The sequence below is a fragment of the bacterium genome, from assembly GCA_040756715.1.
GTDB lineage: Bacteria > UBA9089 > UBA9088 > UBA9088 > UBA9088 > JBFLYE01.
Window position 1 is genome coordinate 11,129 of sequence record JBFLYE010000004.1, and the last position, 1,643, is coordinate 12,771.

General features: G+C 37.1%; 1 protein-coding gene. It reads right to left on the minus strand.

Features of this window, described 5'->3' with window-relative positions; genetic code table 11:
• Positions 1-89: 89 nt before the first annotated feature.
• Positions 90-1,553 (minus strand): diguanylate cyclase, encoded by a 1,464-nt coding sequence (locus AB1397_00115; GenBank protein MEW6481409.1) that lies wholly within the window; start codon positions 1,551-1,553, stop codon positions 90-92.
• Positions 1,554-1,643 lie beyond the last annotated feature (90 nt).

Genomic DNA, 1,643 nt, shown 5'->3' on the forward strand with positions numbered 1-1,643 from the left:
CTTAACCTTTTTCAATTCAAAATTCAAAATTTAGAATTCAAAATTTCTTAAATACTATTTTTGCACTAAGTAATGGAAGATACTATAAATCATCCATCAGCCACAACCACTTTATTCCTGCCTTCTTGCTTTGCTTTGTAAAGGCATTCGTCAGCCATTTTTAAAAGCCCTTCAGGGGAATTGGCTTGTGGGAAAAAGGAAACACCAAGGCTTGCAGTAAGGGAGAATGGTTTTTCTTCCATTGTCATTTTGTGCTCTGCAATATTCCTTCTTATCCTCTCGGCAATTTCACCTGCTACATTTATCCCTGTTTCTGGAAGCAAAATGCCAAATTCATCTCCGCCGAATCTTCCAACAATATCTTCCTTTCTCACACTTTTTTCTATTAAATGTGCAATGGTTTTTATAAGCCTGTTGCCTTGATTATGCCCAAATGTATCATTTACATATTTCAATCTATCAAAATCAAGCATTATCATAGAAAAAGGCTTGTTGTCCTTCTGATGTATCTCAAATTGTTTGTCCAAAGAAGACCTGAAAAATCTAAAGTTAAAGACACCGGTAAGCTCATCCCTTGTAGCCATTTCTTCTTCCTTTAAAAATAGCCTTGCCCTCTCAACCGCCATTGATAGCTGGTCGGTTAATATGGATAAAATCCTTCCCGATGTAGGCGAGAATGATGTCTTTGTGCTTGCTATCGAGAAAACACCAATTATCCTTTTTTTCTCCATAATTGGTGCACAAATGTATGAGATAATTTTTTCCCTTCCCTTTCCCTTCTCTCCTATTGTCTCAAGCTCAACAACCCTTTTTATCCCCTTTTTCCTCATCGGATTAAACCTTAACCAATCATTTAACATCCTCTTTTTTAAACCCTGTATCTTTTGAGATGAAGATAAATCCAATGTTTTCACTAGCCCTTCAAACCTTTTCTTTTTTAAAATAATATAGCCTGCAAGGGAATAGCCAAAATAATCCTCTGCTTCTTCAAGGGATAGCTTAAATAATTCCTTTTCATCAAGGATATTTGCTAAGCGTGAGCTAATTTTATATAAAAATGAAAGCTCCTTTGTCTGTGCTCTTAATTCCTCAAGCTCCAAAGCCTGCTTTTTTAACTTCTCAAGGCTTTCTTTATGAACTGCCTCTGCTTTCTTATCCTTTATCCTCTTTGCCTCCTCATAGAGGGCGGAAACATCCTCCATCTTCTGCTTTATCCGTAGGAGTGCCTCAATCTTTTCCTTTTGCTCTCCTAATTCATCAATCTCTGTTTTTGGCTTTTGTTCCTTTAACCTCTCCATCATCTCCTTTTGTCTGGCAAGCAAAGAGACCTCCTCCCTTATCTTTTCCCTCTTTATTGCCTCAATCTCTCCTTGCAATTCTTTTATTTTCTCATCCTTCTTTCTTCCCTCCTCTCTTTCTTTCAGAAGCTCCTCTGTTATATTGCTTGGTGGCTTTTCTGCCTCAATCATACCCATTGCCTCTTCCTTAAATTTCTGATATTTCGCAACCTTAACCTTAAGTTTCTCCTTTTTTCCCTTCAGAAGGACTCCCAAGATTATAAAGAATACCTTTTATCCTTCTCATTTAAGAGAAGATTATATCTCTCCTTCCTCTTCTTTGGCTATTCTTCCCCTATCATTGCT